At 41.5% G+C, this 17885-nt stretch carries 17 protein-coding genes and 2 tRNA genes; 16 read left to right on the top strand and 3 right to left on the bottom strand.

All coding sequences use genetic code 11. The features are described from left to right. Window positions 1-3: 3 nt before the first annotated feature. From T530_RS0108165 to fabF, 4 genes are all read left to right on the top strand, one after another. A complete protein-coding gene (locus T530_RS0108165) occupies window positions 4-2175 on the top strand; it encodes an SH3 domain-containing protein (RefSeq protein ID WP_027728586.1) in 2172 nt (723 codons plus the stop codon). A gap of 106 nt (window positions 2176-2281) precedes the next feature. Then, window positions 2282-3241, top strand: coding sequence for an ACP S-malonyltransferase (locus tag T530_RS0108160; RefSeq protein WP_027728585.1), 960 nt, complete (start codon window positions 2282-2284; stop codon window positions 3239-3241). 16 nt (window positions 3242-3257) lie between these two features. Beyond that, window positions 3258-4007, top strand: a complete 750-nt coding sequence (gene fabG, locus T530_RS0108155; protein WP_027728584.1) for a 3-oxoacyl-[acyl-carrier-protein] reductase — start codon at window positions 3258-3260, stop codon at window positions 4005-4007. Between the two features lie 21 nt (window positions 4008-4028). Beyond that, window positions 4029-5282: a beta-ketoacyl-ACP synthase II gene (gene fabF, locus T530_RS0108150; RefSeq protein ID WP_027728583.1), complete on the top strand. Its 1254-nt coding sequence runs from the start codon at window positions 4029-4031 to the stop codon at window positions 5280-5282. 109 nt (window positions 5283-5391) lie between these two features. Here the strand turns inward: fabF and T530_RS0108145 are convergent, their stop codons facing one another. Beyond that, complete coding sequence (locus T530_RS0108145; protein ID WP_027728582.1) at window positions 5392-6228, bottom strand: AraC family transcriptional regulator; 837 nt, start codon at window positions 6226-6228, stop codon at window positions 5392-5394. 147 nt (window positions 6229-6375) lie between these two features. Between T530_RS0108145 and T530_RS14790 the strand changes: the two genes are divergently transcribed. The 3 genes from T530_RS14790 to T530_RS0108130 all read left to right on the top strand — a co-directional run bounded on the left by T530_RS14790 (window position 6376) and on the right by T530_RS0108130 (window position 8424). Continuing rightward, window positions 6376-7140: an SUMF1/EgtB/PvdO family nonheme iron enzyme gene (locus T530_RS14790; protein ID WP_051537901.1), complete on the top strand. Its 765-nt coding sequence runs from the start codon at window positions 6376-6378 to the stop codon at window positions 7138-7140. Window positions 7141-7250: 110 nt separating this feature from the next. Then, window positions 7251-7814, top strand: a complete 564-nt coding sequence (locus tag T530_RS0108135; protein ID WP_027728581.1) for a GNAT family N-acetyltransferase — start codon at window positions 7251-7253, stop codon at window positions 7812-7814. Between the two features lie 13 nt (window positions 7815-7827). Continuing rightward, the gene (locus T530_RS0108130; protein WP_027728580.1) at window positions 7828-8424 is read left to right on the top strand and encodes a 2-dehydropantoate 2-reductase; all 597 of its coding nucleotides are present in this window, start codon (window positions 7828-7830) and stop codon (window positions 8422-8424) included. On the opposite strand, the gene T530_RS0108125 is transcribed toward T530_RS0108130, so the two are convergent. Next, complete coding sequence (locus T530_RS0108125) at window positions 8421-9128, bottom strand: HAD family hydrolase (protein ID WP_027728579.1); 708 nt, start codon at window positions 9126-9128, stop codon at window positions 8421-8423. The genes T530_RS0108130 and T530_RS0108125 overlap by 4 nt on opposite strands. A gap of 142 nt (window positions 9129-9270) precedes the next feature. Between T530_RS0108125 and fabZ the strand changes: the two genes are divergently transcribed. From fabZ to T530_RS0108080, 9 genes are all read left to right on the top strand, one after another. Beyond that, complete coding sequence (gene fabZ, locus T530_RS0108120; protein ID WP_027728578.1) at window positions 9271-9702, top strand: 3-hydroxyacyl-ACP dehydratase FabZ; 432 nt, start codon at window positions 9271-9273, stop codon at window positions 9700-9702. Between the two features lie 198 nt (window positions 9703-9900). Next, window positions 9901-10293, top strand: a complete 393-nt coding sequence (locus T530_RS0108115) for an isoamylase early set domain-containing protein (RefSeq protein WP_027728577.1) — start codon at window positions 9901-9903, stop codon at window positions 10291-10293. 127 nt (window positions 10294-10420) lie between these two features. Further along, window positions 10421-10491: transfer RNA gene (locus tag T530_RS0108110), tRNA-Gln, on the top strand. 48 nt (window positions 10492-10539) lie between these two features. Further along, window positions 10540-10612, top strand: a tRNA-Glu gene (locus tag T530_RS0108105). A 10-nt stretch (window positions 10613-10622) separates the two neighbouring features. Further along, on the top strand, window positions 10623-12329 hold the full coding sequence (locus tag T530_RS14990) for a DUF5312 domain-containing protein (RefSeq protein WP_027728576.1): 1707 nt from the start codon (window positions 10623-10625) through the stop codon (window positions 12327-12329). A gap of 8 nt (window positions 12330-12337) precedes the next feature. Then, complete coding sequence (locus tag T530_RS13935; protein WP_038074151.1) at window positions 12338-13201, top strand: polyphenol oxidase family protein; 864 nt, start codon at window positions 12338-12340, stop codon at window positions 13199-13201. Between the two features lie 37 nt (window positions 13202-13238). Next, complete coding sequence (locus tag T530_RS0108090; protein ID WP_027728575.1) at window positions 13239-14024, top strand: ZIP family metal transporter; 786 nt, start codon at window positions 13239-13241, stop codon at window positions 14022-14024. Between the two features lie 71 nt (window positions 14025-14095). Continuing rightward, window positions 14096-14797, top strand: a complete 702-nt coding sequence (locus T530_RS0108085) for an iron-sulfur cluster assembly scaffold protein (protein WP_009103019.1) — start codon at window positions 14096-14098, stop codon at window positions 14795-14797. Window positions 14798-14818: 21 nt separating this feature from the next. Beyond that, window positions 14819-15856: a GGGtGRT protein gene (locus T530_RS0108080; protein ID WP_009103017.1), complete on the top strand. Its 1038-nt coding sequence runs from the start codon at window positions 14819-14821 to the stop codon at window positions 15854-15856. Window positions 15857-16079: 223 nt separating this feature from the next. Here T530_RS0108080 and T530_RS0108075 read toward each other — a convergent pair whose 3' ends face one another. Beyond that, window positions 16080-17783, bottom strand: coding sequence for a GGDEF domain-containing protein (locus T530_RS0108075; RefSeq protein WP_027728574.1), 1704 nt, complete (start codon window positions 17781-17783; stop codon window positions 16080-16082). Between the last annotated feature and the right edge of the window lie 102 nt (window positions 17784-17885).

Here is a 17885-nt window from a genome sequence, read left to right as displayed (position 1 = left end):
TGTATGAACATCCTTACTCATAAAAAAAATTATTCATCATCTGTTTTATTTGCATCGGTTTTAGTTCTTGCATTTGCTTTTGCTTCCTGTAAGGGAAAATCTTCGGAAGCAGTAGTAAATGAAGCGGCATCTTCGGCAAAATCTGAGGAAGAGATTAAGATTGACGAAGAAAAAGCCGCGGCGGAAGCTGAAGCTGCCAAAGCAAAAGAAATGGGGCTTCTTGGCGAAAAACTCAAGCCTAACAAAGTCGGAGATATTGTATTTCTGGATGGTTCTGCAATTGCTTGGCGCAAGGATCTTGAACTTGATGTATTACAGAGACTGAATGTCGTTGCTGTTATTTTTTATGTTGGAAATGAATGTTCTGATGACGAAAGTCAGCGTATTTTAGGCGTAGGGCTTAAGCACAGTAAAGAAGAGATTGTTACTGAGCTCGTATCAGACGCAAATACTGCAATGCTTGACAGTGTAATGGGAAGGGATGGCAGCAATCAGCTTGAAAAAATCTCAAATTATATGATAAATCATATCGGCATGGATGATACAGCTTCCAGGGAATACTACGCTCCATTTTATTTTGCAAAAGAATATCCAAAACTGCTTGGCGGAAGATTTGATGGAACAATCTATGAACAGGGCTGGTATCTTCCGTCTGTTACAGAACTTAAAAAGCTGAATGAATGGTATGATGATTACACAAACGAAACATATAAAGCTTATTTATTATGTAACGGCGACTCTTTTGTAGGTAGTGAAAAATCGGTTTTCTGGTCATCAAGCTACTGGTTCAGAGGTCATGGAGATACTCCAATGGCGTCATATCAATATGCGCGTGATTTTTCTGATCAGATGACTTTGAGTACGGAAAGTCGTGCCTATGTCTGTGCAATCCGTGATTTTACAAACGATAAAAACTCTGCTCTTCAAAAAAGGGTTGAAGAAGCTCCTTTCTTTCCTGAATATGATGAAACATTTTATATAGGTGAGCATAACGACTGGACATGGAATGATCCTTATCAGACCTGGTACAATGCTGCTTTGCCTGATTACTTACACCTGAACCCTTATCCTGATGAAAATAATGAACAGGAAGCCCTTGCAATTATTGACTGCCAGGTTTTGCATAAGTCGGATTCTGATGAAGTAAAATCTGAAATGGTAGAAATTCCTGCCGGAAAAAAGCTTCTTCTTAAGGAAATTGGCGGATATGGAATTTCACAATGTATTTTATATCCTGTTTATAAGGCCGAGTATAATGATGAAGAGTCCGGCGAAAGCATTTCCTGTCTTGTCCGCGGAATTGATATTACTGATATGGATGATGTAGTTTCTGTCAGCGACGGTAATGGCGGAACTTTGACTCTTTTTTATCAGAGGGCACTCAATACCCGCTATAAAGACGGAGATTATGGTCCTTCTATGGATTCAATTAATGAATATCTTAATAACTGGGCGACCTATGAAGAAGCCGGTTTACATGGCGGCTATCATATGAACTATGCCGGTATTATTGATTCTAAAAATAATTTTTATAAGCTGGATATAGAAACTGACGGTGTCTTAAAGATTGAATATCCTTTGAATATGGATAATCCTGTTCCATTTATTATTGAAACTCGTTTTAACGGCGGAATGGGTGGCGGTTTTTCTTCAACAAAAATCTCCAGTCTTGAAGTGTCTGGCGATAAAGCAAAGCTTAATTTCTGGTGTGATTTTGAGGTTCTGGATACGGACGGTGGCCCGACCGGTACTAAATATTGGTTTTTTACAAAAGACAGCCTTTGGGCCTATGTTTTACAGTCCGATGAAAATAAGGTTATTTGTAATGAAAGTGATGTTTATACTCAGGACCCGGATAATCCTTATGTCTATTCAAAGCATTCTGTCGTTGAGGGTGAACCTGGCGGAAACGATGTTATAAAGAAGTTTGGTCAGTATTTGAATCCTGTTTGCCCTTTAAAAATGCGGGAAAAACCTGACACATCTTCTGAAAAGCTTTATACTCTGGCTCCAGGAACTCTTGTAAAAGTTCTTGAAGAAGGAAAATCAGTCTGGATTGACGGTCATTACTGTAACTGGGTACGCGTTCAGATGGTAAATGACGGTGCCTTTCTCGAAGGCTACAGATCAGAGAATAAAACAACAGGCTGGGTATTCGGCGGCTACCTGGAATAGGTTAACTACTTAGCAACTTGACACTTCTTGCAAATTTGTCTATTCTTCTCATAATGACAAAAAGATAAAAAATGTCATTTTACCTTGTACATTATGGGGGATATATATGAAGAAATATGCATTTTTGTTTCCAGGTCAGGGCGCTCAGGTTCCTGGTATGATTAAGGATCTTTGCGATGCTTACCCTGAGGCTCGTAAAGTTGTAGATGAAGTTACAAAAATTACAGGCGTAGATATGCCAAAACTCCTCTGGGAATCTGATCAGGCTGAACTCAGCCGCAGCGATAACTCTCAGCTTGCAATTACAACAGCTTCCCTTGCTGTTATGGAAGTTCTTAAATCAAAAGGAATTGAAGCATCTGCCGCTATGGGTTTCAGCCTTGGCGAATTCCCGGCTTTGTATGCCGCAGGCGTACTCAGCTTTGAAGACGTAATTAAAGTTGTCCGCCAGCGCGGTCTTATCATGCAGGCTACTTGTGAAAATATTGCAAAGGCAAACGAAGGCCACGCACCTGGAATGACAGCCGTTATCGGACTTTCTCAGGAACAGGTTGCTGAAATTGCTAAAAAAATCCCAGATGCATATGCAGCAAACCTCAACTCTTCAGTTCAGACTGTAGTAAGCGGTACATTTGATGCCCTTACAGCTGTTGAAGCTGCTGCAAAAGAAGCTGGTGCACGCCGTGCCCTCCGCCTTCAGGTTGCAGGACCTTTCCACAGCCCTCTTATGCAGGAAGCTGCTGATAATTTTGAAAAGGCAATTGCAGACGTTACATTCAACTCTCCATCTAAAAAACTTTTCAGCAATGTTACAGGTAAAGAAGCTACAGACGGTGCAGAAATCAAAAAGAATGCTGTTCTTCACCTTACAAACCCTGTTCGCTGGACAGACGAAGAAAAAGTTCTTTTTGACATGATGGAAGCAGACAAAGATAACGAATGGACTTTGATTGAACCTGGGGTTGGTAAAGTTCTTGCCGGCCTCTGGGCAAAAACAGACTACGCAGAAAAATACAGCTGCGCACCGGTAAACTCAGTAGAAACATTGGACGCATTGAACGCTTAATTAGAAGGAAGAAAATATGTCTTTATTAAACGGAAAAAAAGCACTGGTTACCGGCTCTAGCCGCGGAATCGGACGCAAGATTGTAGAAGTTTTCCTTGAAAACGGTGCAGAAGTTTGGGGCCTTTGCTCTAAGCCAAGTGCTGCTAAAGAAGAACTTGAAGCACTTGCTCAGTCTAAGGGAACTAAGTTCCACGAAATCTGTGCAAATGTAGGGGACGCTACTCAGCTTACAGAAGTTGTAACAGCCGCTGTGACAGAAGCCGGCAGCTTTGACGTACTTGTAAACAACGCCGGAATTACCCGTGACGGACTTTCTTTCCGCATGAAGATGGAAGACTGGACAAACGTTTTGAACGTAAACCTTACAGGTGCCTTTGTAATCACACAGATTGTTTCTAACGCAATGCTCAAGGCAAAACGCGGCGGTTCAATCATCAATATGAGCTCTATTGTAGGCGTTCACGGTCAGGGCGGTCAGGTAAACTACGCTGCTTCTAAAGGCGGACTTATTGCTTACAGTAAGTCTCTTGCAAAAGAAGTCGGCAGCCGCGGAATCCGTGTAAACTGCATTGCACCGGGCTTTATTGAAACAGACATGACTGCCGTTCTAAAAGAAGATTTGAAAAAATCAATGATAGACGCTGTTCCTCTCAAACGTGCCGGCCAGACAGAAGACATCGCAAATGCGGCCCTCTTCCTGGCAAGCGATATGAGTACATATATTACAGGACAAGTCCTCGGTGTTGACGGCGGGCTTGGAGCATAAATAATAGATAAGGATACTAATATGGAAAAAAGACGTGTTGTAATTACAGGAATGGGAGCGATTACTCCGCTCGGAAACTCAGTAGACGAAACTTGGGCTGGAATTAAAGCCGGAAAAAGCGGAATCGGCCCGATCACACTTTTTGATGCATCGGTAAACAAGGTTCACTATGCGGCAGAAGTAAAAAACTTTGACCCTGCTCAGTATATGGATTCAAAGGATGCCCGCAAAATGGCCCGCTTTACACAGCTTGGCGTTGCTGCTGCTAAAATGGCCCTTGAAGATTCTGGTCTTATGGGAAATGAAGCTGTTCTTGACGAAACAGGAATTATTCTTGGTGTTGGAATCGGCGGTCTTGAAGAAACAGAAGCTGACGTTCTTGGTATGTCAAGAATGGGCGGCGTAAAGACAAATCCTATGGCTATTCCAAAGCTTATTCCAAACGAAGTTGGTGGAAACATTGCTATTCAGTTTGGCTGCCATGGTCCTGTTGAATCAATTGCAACTGCATGTTCTTCTGGAACTGACGCTCTTGGTGCCGCTTTTGATATGGTTCGCTCTGGCCGCCTTGACTGCTGTTTGAGCGGTGGTGCAGAAAGCACAATCTGTCAGTTCGGTGTTGTAGGCTTTGAAGTTTTGCACGCTCTTTCTACTGGTTTTGATGATGATCCTACAAAAGCAAGCCGTCCTTTTGATAAAGACCGCAACGGATTTGTAATGGGTGAAGGTTCAGCTATTCTGGTTCTTGAAGAGTATGAGCACGCTAAGGCCCGCGGTGCTAAGATTTATGCAGAAATCGCCGGTTACGGTGCAAGCTGCGACGGTTACCACCTTACAGCTCCAAATCCTGATGGAATCTGCGGTTCAAAATGTATGACCCGCGCCCTCAAGGATGCCGGAATGGATCCAAGCGAGATTCAGTACTACAACGCTCACGGAACTTCTACAATGAAGAACGATTCAAGCGAAACAAATATGATTAAGATTGCCTTTGGCGAAGAAAATGCCCGCAAGCTTAAGATTTCTTCTACAAAATCTATGCACGGTCACTGTCTTGGTGCAACTGGTGCCATCGAAGCTATGGTTTGCGTTAAGGCAATCCAGGACAGCTTTGTTCCTTGTACAAAGAACCTTGACAACGTTGACGTAGAAGGCGGCTGCGACCTCGATTACGTTCCAAACAAGGGAATTGAAATGAACATCGACGCTGCTATGTCTGCCACATTTGGTTTTGGCGGCCACAACGGTGCTATTATCGTTCGTAAGGTAAAATAATCGTTAACTGCGATAACTTATCTCACAGAGCGCACAGAGTTCACAGAGAATATATTTATAGAAAGAACTCTGTGTTCTCCGTGGTCTCTGTGAGATTTTTTTTTAAGCCTTATTGCAAAGCCCTTTCCTTTCTTAATATTTCGGGAGTTTTTCCAAATGTCTTCTTAAATTCCCTGATAAAAACCTTGTAATTTGTGATTCCGCATTCTTCCAGAATTACAGAAATCTTCTGGTTCGTATTCTGCAGCATCTGATAAAAGGCAGATATCCTCAGCGACATTAAATATTCGTTGAAGGTCATGTCGGTATATTTTTTGAAAAGGCGGCACATGTGCTCCGGCGAAACATTGAGAATTTGGGAAACTTCCTTCAGCGAGATTTTCTTTCGGAATTCCTTTTCAACATAGGCCATCACCGGTGAAATCCTGTTTATGCCGTAATATGAAATCGAAGCCGTCTTATTGCTTTCGATTTGATAGGAAGTCAGCAGTTGATAGAAAAAATCATAGAAAAGCGAAATGAATTTAACCCGGTTTTCCTGTTTTCTGTCATCAACATATTTAAGCATTTTTTCAAGCCAGGCAGAAAGTTCCTGGGCTTCAGAAGAAGAAAGCTTTTCCTTGAAGACGGCATTGTTGATTTCTTCGTAGACGCCGTCAAAAGCGCTTAAGGGAACCTGCAGAAGAATGTATTTTGCATGGCCGCAGAGTTTTGATGAATGAATCATTTCGGAATTTACGATTATCATATCTCCTTCAGACAGAAGATATTTTCTCTCTTCGATTTTGAAATCAATCTTTCCTTCAAGGATATAAAGCAGCTCAATGTGATTATGCCAGTGGAAAGGTGAATAAAAATTTACGTCATCTACGACTTCAAAGCGGATTGAAAACTGCAGGGCAAAATGGCGCTTGTGAAGGATATTCTCATGCTTGTATTCATTCATATCAATAATATACTCTGCTTTTTCTAAATTAGCCACTTTTATTAGCTGAAATATCAAAATCGACATAAACAAAGGCATATTCATCCGTTGAAGAATAGATAGTTCGTGGTAAATTTTAAATATAAAAAAATCACTGGAGGAAAAATTATGAAATTGGTTGGATTTGTAAAAGCCGCACTTATGGTGGTGGGAATTATGGGTACTTTAATCTCCTGTTCGGGAAAAGGTCAGACTATCAGGCTTGAAAGCGGGGTAGAACTTGGCGCTGTTTCAGTTCCTGACAATAATTTCTGCATTGCAAAAACTGAAGTTACCCAGGAATTTTACCAGGCTGTTACCGGGGAAAATCCTTCGCAGGCAAAGGGCGCAAAGCTTCCTGTTGAATCTGTCAGCTGGTACGACAGCCTTGTTTTCTGCAATAAACTGAGCGCGCTTTTGGGAAAGACTCCCTGCTACAAGGTTAATGGCTGCACAAATCCGGCAGACTGGGGCTATCTTCCTCATCAGGGAACGATAATTGAAGCAGAAATTGAATTTGACGCCAATGCAGACGGATTTAGAATTCCTACAATGGAAGAGTGGGACATTGCAATCAAGGGTGGAGAAAATTATACCTATTCTGGAAGTGAAGATCTTGATTCAGTTGCCTGGACAGACTGCAACAGCGGCGGCAAAGTTCACGAAGTTGCCCAGTTAAAGCCAAACGGATACGGAATTTATGATATGTCGGGCAATGTTTTTGAATGGGTATGGAGCGTTCGCCCGGATACAAGCCGATACCTTCGCGGAGGAAGCTTCTTTGATGCGGCCCGCGCAGGAAAGTGTACCAACAAGGAATTGAATTTTGCTTCAAGACAGATGAAGAGCGCCGGTTTTAGAATCACCTGGAACAAGCCTGCTGAAAAAGTATAGTTATATTTTGCCTGAGAGGTTATTTTTCCTATTGTTTTTCAAATTTATCTGCTATTATTGTGGCGAGAATTTATGCAGACAAAGCAGATAAATTTGAATAAACGAGGCTTATGATGAATATCAAAATCCGTATGGCAAGTGAAAAGGATGCTCAGGCAGTTCACGATATTTACGGGGCTTATGTTCCCCTTGATTATGTAACCTTTACGGTTGAAAATCCTGATGTTGAAGCCTATAGGCAGAAAATCATTCATACTCTTGAAAAATATCCCTTTTTGATTGCTGAAGACTCTGACGGAAAAATCCTTGGCTATACCTGCGGTTCTCCTCTGCGGCCTCACGACGCTTACCAGTGGAACGTTGAATGGACAATTATGGTTGCGCCGGATGCCCCAAAACGTGCCGGAATCGCTACTGCCCTTTATAATGAATTTTCCCGAATTCTTGCTGAGCAGGGCTATCGCTATATTTATGGTGTCCTGGTTGATTCAAATGAAGCAAGCATTGCCCTTCATAAAAGGCTTGGATTTAAGGAAGTGGGGCACTTTGAAAATGCCGGTTTCAAACTGGGAGCATGGCGTGGCATTTTCTGGTATGTAAAAGAGATTGGTAATATGGAAGAAGAGCCTCATAAGCCTTTTCCGCTTTCAGAAATAAAATCTGCAGTCAAATAAAGTGGAGTTTAAAATGAATATTTATGTTGATTTTGATGACTGCCTTTGTGAAACTGCCAGATATTTTTCTAAACTTGCTGACGAACTTTTTGGTCTGAATATTCCCTATGAGCAGATAAAGTATTTTAATTTGCAAAAATCATTTTCTTTGACCGACGAGCAGTACGATGAAATGATGATGAAAGGTCACACTCCTCAAGTTCTTTTGTCTTATGATGAAACTCCGGGCGCAATTGAAACGATTAACAGCTGGCTTGATAAGGGGCACGATGTAAAAATCATAACGGGCCGGCCTTTCAGCGCCTTTGATGCGTCCCGCCAGTGGCTTAATCAGCATGGACTTGAACGAGTTGAATTATTCTGCCTCAATAAATACGGTCGGGATACTTTTTTGAAGGGAAGTACCTTTACTCTTGAACTTGAAGATTATTATAAAATGCATTTTGATTACGCCGTGGAAGATTCTCCCAGCGCCTTCAAGTTCTTTAATCATCTGCCGGAATTAAAGGTGCTGGTTTTTGACCGTCCCTGGAATCAGGATTGCGAATTTCCAAATCAGAATTACAAAAGATGCCTGGACTGGAAGAAAATCAGGGAGATTGCAGGTTAAAGCTTAAGGCAGTCCCAGACTAAATCCAAAGATGCCACTTCAAAATAAGCAGGCTTTTCCTGATGGCGGATAATTCTGCCGCCTTCCAGCTTTCGGTTCAGGTAGATAACGTTTAAGCCCAGCTTCAAAGCCGGCTCAATGTCGTGAACGGGGCTGTCCCCGATATACCAGGAAGATTCCTTTTGTGCGCTGGCTTTGTTCAAGGCAATCTCAAAAATCCGCAGCTCAGGCTTGCTTACTCCGACTTCGCCTGAAATGATAATCGGGTCAAAATACTGTGTCAGGTTTTCCTTGTCGAGCTTCCAGCGCTGGTTGGAAGTATCTCCGTTGGAAATAAGCCCGATTGGAATTTTATTTTCCTTTAGTTTTTCAAGAAGGTCTAGGGCATCGGGGAAGAGGCAGACTCCTTTTTCGTAGTTTGACCAGTAAAGATGGAAGCGTTCTTCAATTTCCGCGTCAGTAAGAAGCCTGCCGTTCAGCTCGAATATCACTTTTACCCTGAGGCGGCGCTGTTCGTCAAAAGTGTGAAGCCCTGCTGAATATTCGTCAAAAATCTTTTGGGCAACCTCTTTCCATGTGGAACGGAATTCCTGATAGTCCATTTTGATTTCGTTTTTGTAAGTTTCGAAGACGGTTTTAATTCCCAAGTCCTCGCCAATTTCAAAATTCATCAAAGTTCTGTCCAAATCAAAGAAAACCGTCATTTTCTGCTCCTGCCTTATAGTAGCACAAAAAGTGGAAAATGTTGCGCGAATATTTCATGTTGTTTTTAAACAGTCTTTAGGATAAGATAAAACAAATTGAAATACGCTGGCAGTGACCAGCGTTTAAAACAGGAGAAAAACTATGTCTTTAACAAATGATATCAAATCTTTGCTTCCACACCGCGAACCTTTCCTTTTCGTTGATGAAATTGTAAGCGCTGATGAAAAAGGTTGTGTTTGCGAACATACATTTACAGAAAACGAATTCTTTTTTAAGGGCCACTTCCCCGAATATCCTGTAGTTCCAGGTGTAATCTTGTGTGAAACTATGGCTCAGGCTGGTGGAGCAGCTCTCCGCTATCTGAACATTGTTCCTGCAGACGGACTTTTCTTCTTTGCTACTTTGGATAAAGTAAAGTTCCGCAATCAGGTTCGTCCTGGAGATAAGGCAAGAATGGAAATTACCTTCCTCCGCAACAGTCCAAAAATGATTAAACAGGCCGGTAAACTCTACGTAGGGGAAAATCTCTGCGCCGAAGCCGAATGGATGTGCTTAGTCGGATCTGCGCAATAGCGCAGTCCGACGGACGTTAATATTTTCCTTGTAACACCAGACGCGCTTGCGCGGCTGATGTGTCTTGTTGGAAGTAAATAATATTTTCAAAGACAACTTGAGCTTTTGCATCATGCTTTGCGCCCGTGAATCAGTTGTTGCATTTTGTAGACATTGAATATAGAATAAAAATATAAAAAAATCTTAGGGGGATTTTAAATGTCTTTAAAGAAAACTTTTTCCAGCGATGGAAAAACTTGTACGGTTGTTTTTACTGTAAATCCTACTGCTGCAGCAGGTTCAGAAAAAGTATACCTTGTTGGCGAATTCAACAGCTGGAACCCAACTGCAAAACCAATGAAGAAGAGTCCTGACGGATCTTTCTCTGTAAAACTTCAGCTCGATACAAATAAAGAGTATCAGTTCCGTTATTGTCTTGACGGCAGTACATGGATTAATGACTGGAAAGCAGATAAATACGTTCGCTCAGAAATGGCAAATGATGATAACTCTGTAGTTGATACTACAGTTCCAAAAGCTCCAAAAGCTGCTAAAAAGCCTACTTCAAAAGCTGTAACACCTAAAAAAACAGCAAAGAAGGCTTCTAAATAGAAACTATAAAACCGGTCACACTTCTGACCGGGTCTTTTTTTTTAATAAAAATTTTCACTTTTTTCTAAAATTCAACGCTTCTTCTATTGACCTTTTTCTTCAACTTCTATATATTATAAACACTTATTCCCCGATTGTGTAATGGTAGCACTTCAGATTCTGGTTCTGACTGTGGGGGTTCGAATCCTCCTTGGGGAACTAAGGCTGGCTTGTGAAAGTCAGCCTTTTTTTTTCAAATCGAAATTTGGCCGCTTCGAATATCGGTTTAGTTCGCCGCCCTCTCAAGGCGGAGAGACGGGTTCGACTCCCGTAGTGGCTATAAAAAAATTATGCCTTCAGAAAATAATCGAACAGCTTTTGACAGACTTGTAACAGGTCTCAGCGCTCAAGATAGAAATGAAATGCTCCGCCGTATCAATGGTGAAGGGCTGGCAAGTGTTCAGCTTGTCGAAACTGAAGACGAAACAACTGAAAAAAACATGACCCTGCATCTGAAATTTCAGACGCTCCCGCTCATCCATAAAATCCTGATAAAAATTAAAGCAATCTTTACTGGAAAGACTTCAGAACGTGTTTATAACGACTCTGTCCTTATGACAATGGCAAAAAATGTTAATAGGGAACATCCTGGCCTTATAAACAGCCGTCTTTATTATCTTGACAATATTTTTTATGAACGACTTAAGGATCTTAAGCTGGCCGCAGACTTTTTCAAGCCTTTTTTTGCGCCAATTGATAATGATCCCGGTGAATTTTACGTTTTTTTAAGTTCATTCGTTGCTCCAGAAATTTCTGATAAAATTAACAGTGAAGCCGATCCTTTTACTCTTCCTTATGATATTGAACCGTCACCTATGGAAAAAGACCGGCTCTTAAAGAATCTGGATAATATTTTTTCAAATCTCGACGCTACTTCAAAGGCAAATCTTTATTCTGCCGTTCAGGCTCTTTCCTGGCTCAAGCAGTTTTCTGTTCTTCCTTTTCTTCATTTTACTGCTCAGTTTACAAATATTGTAGGTTTTTCTTACAGCTGTCCATATCGAAATGCGGCTGTTGATTATGATATTTTTGCTGCAATATTTTCAAACATTTATCCTGTTACAAGTGAGATTCTTGAAGCGCTTTTTATGTATATGCATAAAAATGAATTTTCAGCTAATCCTCATAGTCAGGAATTGGAGCGTTCTGTAAAGGAATTTATGGCCGGCGCCAACTCAAAACTTGCTGCAATTCAGATGTTTATCAGCAGTGTTCCTGTCCTTAAGATTGGAAAAATCATTAATCAGGATTATGACTGGCAGCCCGGTAATATCGCAGGCGCTGAAGCCTGGTTCCCTAAATTCCGCGCACAGTGGCGTGAAATTATCGAAATCCGCTGGAAAGACTGGATTAAGGAACGTAAAAAGAGTTTAATCGCGGCAACATTGCATGATGATTTCCAGCTTATAAAATTCCCGGAATTGAAATATCAGCCTTGGACAGCCTTGTGGTCAAAAGTTCAGTTTAACTGTGAACTTACAGGCGGTTTTATGTCCTGGTTTAATCATGAAATGTACCACAATATGCTTGGTTATCTGAATGATATTGTACTGGAAGGAATTTTTAACGGTACTCAGAGCAGAACAGAATATACTTCAGGATTTAATCTCTTCCAGCAGGCTAATCAGAAGATGGCTGATCTTTTGGCTTCTCTTTCCCCTAATGGTGATTACGGACTCAAATTTACTGAATGGGCAAGATTCCCGGTTAGCAGCGTTCAGATGCAGAATCAGATTAAGACTGCAATCGGTAAAATTGAAACTGAAATCCGTTCTGTTGTAAAAGATTTTACGGCTGGAACGGCAATTCTTGTGAAATTCCTTTCAAAACTTTTTTCTCCGGATTCAAAGCGGGCTCTTGAAGTTTTGCAGAACTACACCCAGATTAAGGGCCGCGGTAACCGCGAATGGCGTGATAAGCTTGAAAAAGTTTATGTTGACCTTACAAAATGCGTTTACTATATTTCCGAAGTTGAGCCTATTGAGCTTGGTCTTTAGATAAGTGTATGACAAGATTTCCTCTTGAAATTACAGAAAAAAACTACGTCACCTTTCCTTTTTTTAAGAATGATAAACTTCTTTCTGATTCTCCCTTGTGCGGAATGAGCATCAAAGCTGCCGGCAGTATGCGGTTCAGATGGAATGAAACTAATGAAAATCGCGATAAATTTCTGAAAGCTCTTTGTGAGCAGAATGGACTTAAGGCTCTGCCCGTAGAATTAATTCATTCCAAAATTGTTTATGATATAAAGGAAGGAAATGAAGCAGACGGCAGGCAGGGAGACGGAATGATTACCTGCCTTAAGGAATATCTTCCTGTGGTTACTGTAGCTGACTGCATGCCTGTATATCTTTACGAGTCTGAAAGCGGTCTTTTTGGAGTCGTTCATTCGGGCTGGAAGGGAACCGGAATTATTGGTGAAGCAATTAACCTTGCAGAAAAAAATTATGGCGTCCGGGCAGAAAATTTTTCGGTCGTGCTTGGGCCTCATATCAGAAAGTGCTGCTATATCGTAAATCAGGAACGCGCTGATTATTTTGCAGAAAATTTTTCTCCTGATTGTGTAGAAAAGCTGGAAGAGGGCGGAAGCTGTTCTGCAGGCGGCCGTGGTCTTGCTGTCAACTGGAATAGCGGAAGCGGAAAACTTTATCGTCTGTCTCTTGAAAAGGCTAATCTTGCTGTATTGAAGAAAGCCGGCGTCCCTGATGAAAATATCGCAGTTTGCAGTGACTGTACCTGCTGTAACGAAAAACTCGGCTCAAACCGCCGTGAAACTGCTGAATTTTCAGCCAGATTTCCGAATGCTTCTTCGGACCAGCTTTCAAAATCCTTTACCGTTCAGGCTGCTTTCTGCGGCTGGATAAAATAACTTGACATTTTCATAAAGCGCCAATAAATTTTGTTATATGAATATAACATTTTGGGGACTTTTAATTCCATTTTTAGGAACGACTTTTGGTTCTGCCTGTGTTTTCTTTATGAAACGCGGTATGAATGATACAGTTCAGCGCCTGCTTCTGGGATTTGCCGCCGGTGTTATGATTGCTGCCGGGGTATGGTCGCTTTTGATTCCTGCAATGGATATGAGTCAGGAGCTTGAAAAACTTGCCTTTTTACCGGCCCTTATCGGATTCATTCTTGGAATTGCCTTTTTATTCCTTCTTGATAAAATTACGCCTCACTTACATGCGATGGCAGAAAATCCTGAAGGTCCGAAATCAACTGTAAATAAAATCAGCCGTACCATGATGCTTGTATTTGCCGTTACTCTTCATAATATTCCGGAAGGAATGGCTGTCGGCGTTGTATTTGCAAGCTTCTTAAATGGGGGCGCCCTTTCCGGAGCTGACGCGCTTGCCCTTGCAATCGGTATTGCAATCCAGAACTTTCCTGAAGGCGCGATTATCTCTATGCCTCTTCGTTCTGAAGGAAACGGTAAATTAAAATCCTTTTTATATGGAAGCCTTTCCGGGGCTGTGGAACCGATTGCTGCAATAATCACAATCTTGCTTACATCTCTTGTTCTTCCTTTCCTGCCTTATCTTCTATCTTTTGCGGCGGGCGCCATGGTTTACGTTGTAATAGAAGAATTGATTCCGGAAGCTACCCGTGAAGAAAAAACTGATGTCTGTACAATTGGATTTGCTTTTGGTTTTGCCCTGATGATGGTGCTTGATGTGGCGCTGGGCTGATTTTATTATTGATAAATCCTCTATTTAATGATATTTTTAATTGCATATTTTTATTTTTTATAGGAGCTAATATGACATACACTGCAGAAGTGGAGCATATGTGTCCTTTGGCAAAAGGCGCATATCATGGTCCTGCACCAATCCCAGAAGAGGGCGAGTGGGTACAGGTAAAGAAAATTGAAGATATTTCCGGATTCACACACGGTATCGGTTGGTGTGCACCACAGCAGGGTGCCTGCAAACTTTCTTTGAACGTAAAGAACGGAATTATCGAAGAAGCTTTGGTTGAGACTATCGGTTGTTCAGGTATGACTCACTCAGCTGCTATGGCTTCTGAAATCCTTATCGGAAAAACTGTTCTTGAAGCTTTGAATACTGACTTGGTTTGCGATGCTATCAACACAGCTATGCGCGAACTCTTTATGCAGATTGTTTACGGTCGTTCACAGTCAGCTTACTCAAAAGACGGTCTTAAAGTTGGTGCTTCTTTGGAAGACCTCGGAAAGAACCTCCGCTCTCAGGTTGGTACTATGTTTGCTACCCGCAAAACTGGTCCTCGCTACCTCGAAATGACAGAAGGTTACGTTGAAACTTGTGCTATCGATAAAGACAACCAGATTATCGGTTACAACTGTATCAACTTTGGTAAACTTATGGACGCTCTCAAGGCTGGAAAACCAGCTGAAGAAGCTATCGCTGGTGCACGCACACACTATGGTCGTGTAACAGCTGATCAGGGTATGGTAAAACTTATCGACCCACGCAAAGAGTAGTATTTAGGAGGAATAGTTATTATGGCATTGTTTGAAGATTTTGAAGGCCGCATTCCTCAGGTGAATAAGGCTCTTAAAGAATATGGTTTTAAAGAAGGTGAGGCTGGTTTGAACGAAGCCCGCGATCTTTGTAAAGCTCGTGGTTTCGATCCATACGAAATCTGTCAGTCTACACAGCAGATTTGTTTCGAGGATGCTAAATGGGCATATGTTCTCGGATCTGCAATCGCAATCAAAGAAGCTGAAAAAACTGGTGACAAAACTGGTTCTACAGCTGCTGCTAACATCGGTAAAGGACTCCAGGCATTCTGTCTTCCAGGTTCTGTAGCTGATGACCGTAAAGTTGGTCTTGGACACGGAAACCTCGGTGCTCGTCTTTTGAGCGAGGAGACACAGTGTTTCGCATTCCTCGCAGGTCACGAATCTTTCGCTGCTGCTGAAGGTGCTATTAAAATCGCTGCTAACGCAAACAAAGTTCGCAAGAACAAGCTCCGCGTTATCTTGAACGGTCTTGGAAAAGACGCTGCTCAGATCATTTCCCGCATCAACGGCTTTACATACGTTCAGACAAAATTCGACTACTTCAACGGTGAAGGTACAGACAAGGCTCTTACTGTTGTAAAAGAAGTTCCTTATGGTTCAAACCCTGACCGCCTTATCGTAAAGTGCTACGGTGCTGACGATGTTCGCGAAGGTGTTGCAATCATGTGGCACGAGGATGTTGATGTTTCTATTACTGGAAACTCTACAAACCCAACTCGCTTCCAGCACCCAGTTGCTGGTACTTACAAGAAAGAGCGCTTGCTCGCTGGTAAGAAATACTTCTCTGTAGCTTCTGGTGGTGGTACAGGTCGTACACTTCACCCAGATAACATGGCTGCAGGTCCAGCTTCTTACGGATTTACTGATACTCTTGGTCGTATGCACTCAGACGCTCAGTTCGCAGGATCTTCATCAGTTCCAGCTCACGTTGAGATGATGGGATTCATGGGAATGGGTAACAATCCTATGGTAGGTTGTACAGTAGCATGTGCAGTTGCCGTAGCAGGTTCTTTCTAATATAAATTCCTAATTTGAAAAATGCACTGTCACTTGGCAGTGCATTTTTTTTTGCACATGCTACTGCAAGCAGTTGCCGCCGCTCGCTAGTCTCGCGGCGAGCCGTTCTTTCGATGAACCTAAAAAATTGCGCTGTCGCACAATTTTTTTTAACGGTTCTTCGATTTTCGGCATGCGCTGTAGCCGTAGCTGGCTTTTTAGTTTTTTTTTGCACAAGCTACGGTTAACGGCGGCCGTCGAGGGCTTCGGAGAGTTCGCTTTTGTTTTTGTAGAAGTTGGATTTGGCCTGGTACATTTCGGTATCGGCGGCTTTCTGGAGTTCGGAAATTGACGAACCAGGGTATTTTTCGCGGTTTGCAATTCCGTATGAAATTGAAATTGATTTAATTGTTTCGCCATTCCAGTTTGCGGCATAGTGGGTAAAGCGTTTCATTCGGCGGTCAAGAATATTCTGGTCTTCTTTTATGATGATAAAGAATTCATCACCACCAAGGCGGCAGATAAGTTCTGCATCAGGGAAGGCTTCTGTCATACATATTGCAGTCCCCCTTAAAAGTTCATCACCTGCATCATGACCGAATGTGTCGTTTATAACTTTCAGGCCGTTTACGTCAATCATTATAAAGTTAGTATCGTTATCAAAGCCCATTGCTTCAAGTTTTGCAATCTTTCTGTAAAGAAGGCGGCGGTTACCAAGGCTTGTAAGCTGGTCTCTGTATGAATTTCTTTCAGATTCAAGAAGCTTTGAATGCTCTGTTAAAGATGTTGAAAGCTTCAAAAGGCTTGTAAGAATGTGCATTCCAAAAAGAATGAAAAATCCTATTGTAATGAGGAACATATAGTTCATGTCTCTTCCAAAGAGGAAAAGAATCATGCTTAAAACTGCAAAAATACCAAAAATTGCGCTTCCAATGCAAAGAACCTTTTGTTCCCTGGTGATTTTCTTTACATAGGCAAAATCAAATGCAACATAAATTGTCATGACAATGCCAAGAAAATCAGTTACATGGGTCAAGAAGAGCATTTGAGTAAAATCGCGGGTTCCGGTTACGAACATGGCAACCTGGAAAATCATATTTCCTTCGGCGATAATCTGTAATGCCCTGAGCATGAATCTGTGCTTTTTATTAATGGCGCAAAGGAAGGCCGCAAAGAAAATCGGCATGGATGTGAAAGCAAGGTAATTGATAATTCCAACAAATGCCATATTTCCTAAAAGCACGCCAAGAACATCAAAATTTGTAATAATCCAGACTACGATTGAAACTGATATTAAAAAGGTTTCTACAGAAATATCCAGATCTTCAATTGTTCTTTTGCTCTGGTAGAGATAACTGAAAATAAAAGCATTAAGGGAAAAAAGGGCGCATACAAAAAGCAGGGCGGCAAGAATACAGGTAGGAAGGCAGCGCTTAAGGTTTTCGTTGATGTAGGTTGCAAGTGTACTTACCTTTACCTTGGAAATGTTTGCGCCGTAGGGATTATCCTGCAAAGATATGGAAAGTTTGATTACTTCCCCGCTGCATACGTTGCTCAAAGGAATAAAACAGGTGTTTCTGCCGGCATAAGTTTTAATTCCCAAAAAACTTGGCAGTTCAGAAACATAAAAAATGTTTCCCCTAAGTCTGGCTGTTAAAGTTTTGTACTTTCCGTGAATTTCAATGACGTTTGAATCGCGGACATTCGGCAGTTTTGTATAAACAGAAAAAGTATCTTCTGATTTATTGTTATTGAAGGGCAGCTTAACAGGCTGTGTTAATTCTTCATCAAAGAAAAGCTGAAGCGTTTTTGCCGGTGTTACATATTTGATTTTTTTTGTATCCGAATCCTTAAAGGAAAATGCGAAAACAATATAAAAACACATCACTCCCAGAGTGATAAAATAGGTAAGTTTATCAAACTTGCTTTTAAAAAATTCTTTTTTCATTTTGTGTTCCCCTCTGCCCACCAAAACACAAAGGTATCTATTTATTATATCACAACTTATGAGATATTCAAATTTAAAACTTAACTTTTCAATTTTTTGTAT

This window comes from Treponema sp. C6A8 (assembly GCF_000619925.1).
Lineage (GTDB): Bacteria > Spirochaetota > Spirochaetia > Treponematales > Treponemataceae > Treponema_D.
This window is presented reverse-complemented; position numbering and strand designations above follow the sequence as displayed.